This is a genomic window from Rhodococcus sp. T7 (genome assembly GCF_009872365.1).
In the GTDB taxonomy this organism is placed as follows: Bacteria; Actinomycetota; Actinomycetes; order Mycobacteriales; family Mycobacteriaceae; genus Rhodococcus_F.
Map to the genome: position 1 here is coordinate 388,140 of NZ_WXYH01000389.1, position 2,109 is coordinate 390,248.

1 protein-coding gene and 1 pseudogene are annotated in these 2,109 nt (G+C 67.7%); both read left to right on the forward strand.

Annotated elements, in window-relative coordinates:
• Positions 1–624, forward strand: a pseudogene (locus MLGJGCBP_RS54550) (hypothetical protein); the annotation flags it as partial.
• A 23-nt stretch (positions 625–647) separates the two neighbouring features.
• The coding region (locus MLGJGCBP_RS54555; protein WP_160096006.1) for a cutinase family protein at positions 648–2,109 on the forward strand (1,462 nt) is incomplete at its 3' end.

Here is a 2,109-nt window from a genome sequence, read left to right on the forward strand (position 1 = left end):
GGTGCAGTCATCGGCACCGTCGTCGGTATCGGGGTCGGCACGACGCTGGCGACGGTGTTCATCCCGGGTGTCGGCCTCGTGATCGGGCCGGTGATCGGCGGTGTGAACGGCGCATTGATCGGCGCAGGTGTCGGGGCATTGGCGCTCGGTGTTCCGGCAGCAATGGCGGGCGGCGCGCTCGGCGCTCTGTTCGGCGGCATCGTCGGAGCTACGGCGTTCGGCGGCGAGGACGTGGTGATCGAGGAGCCTGCACCGGTACCGGCACCGGCACCGGAGGCAGTTGCCCCGGCGCCGCTGTGGACCCCGCCGGCTATCGATACCCGCGCTGCTGTCGGGCTGACACAGCAGGTCGTCGATCAGGTCGAAGCCGTTCCCGGTGGCAGCGGATATGTGGAGCAGGCACGCGATTTCGTCGCGGAAGCCCCCGTGTACGCGGCACAGGCCGCGCCGCAGGTCGACGCGACTGTGACGCAGGTGCGTGAGGCAGCTCTTGCGCAGCCGGGCGGCGGCCAGGTCGTGGCGGCGGTCGAGCAGGCCGGGGCGAATGCGGCCGGTGCGGCTGCACCGGTGATCGAGCAGGCAGCGGCATTCGCCGGTGCTGTCGTCGCTGGCCTGAACGCCTGACCCGGACGGAAGGGGAGACCGGCATGAAGGTACTGAGCAGGATGGCCGCGACCGCGGCGGTGGCTGTGATCGGAGTCGGGGCGGCGGGGACGGCTAGTGCGGTTCCCGCCGCCCCGGCGAGTGAGCTGGTCGGGCAGGCGTGCCCGGTCCTGTTCGCTCTGGGTATGCAGGGCACGGGGGAGTCGTCACCGGATACATCACCGACTCTCGACACCGGAATGCTCTCGCAGGTCTTCATGCCGATGATGGTCAAGACGACCGACTCTGCAGGTGACTCTCTTACCGGCCGCGCTTATGTGCCGTACCCGGCTGGGTTCGGTGGCGCGGTGCCGGGCGCGAATGTGCCGTATTCGCAGTCCGTGGAGGAGGGGTTGCAGAACCTCGAGGACACGGCCGCGGAAGTTGCGCAGGCGTGCCCGCACACGGTCTTCAGCGGGGCGGGGTACTCCCAGGGCGCACACGTGATGAGCATGTTCGCCAAGAAGGTCGGTGCGGGTGAGGGCGTGATCTCGGCCGAGAAGCTGGTCGGGGTGGCGTTGTTCGGTGATCCGACACGTTCGCCGGGTGCGTCGTTGTTCCCTGGATCTGCGGGGCAGACCTCCCCGAAGCCTGCCCCGGGAACTGGCGGCGCAGAGGTCGCGAAGGTGTCGGCGCCCACTGGGTCGGCCCCGGAAGGCGGCGGGATCGGCCCGACTGGTGATACCGCTGTCGCGTATGGGTCGTTGACCGGTCGCGTGGCGTCGATCTGCGAGCCGGGTGATCTCTCCTGTGACGCCCCGGCGAACGCCCCGATCGCCCGCGCGGCGGCCAACATTGCTGGTCAGAGCGAGTTATCTGCCGGGGATCCGATCCGGTCGTTGACGTCGATCAGCGAAGCGCTGGCGTTGACGACGATCAAGACCGCGGTGCCGGTGATCAATGAGGACATCAAGGGCACGACACTGGCGAACTTGTCGATCGAGCCGCAGAAATCGCTGTCCGAGCGGGTGGCGATCGCGTCCGATCCGCGCACACCGATGCCGACTGCGCAGGAGACGATCTCCGCGGTGATGAAGATCGGCACCATCGGGTTCAACGCGGTCAAGACCGTCGTGAAGGAAGTGCTGACGCCGGCGAACATCGCCCAACTCGCCACCGTGGGTCTCGCGAATCCCGCTGCGGGAGTCGCGTTGTTCGCACAGAAGTTGGTGGGGGCGGTACCGAAGCTGGTCCCACCGGCGACGACATCGCGGCTGACCAAGCAGGCGTTCGCCGTGGTCAAGGACAACATCAGTGACAACGCGGATCTGGTGTCGGCGACGGCGCTGACGAAGTACTGGAACACGATCCGCGCTCACGGCTCGTACGGATCGACTCCGATGACGGCAACCGGTGAGTCCGCAACGCAATTCGTTGCGGACTGGTTTGCCGCGCTGGCCAAGGACATCGCGAGTGGAGCCGACTCCTCGGCCGATACTTCGACGCCTCGTATCAGCTCGTCGACCC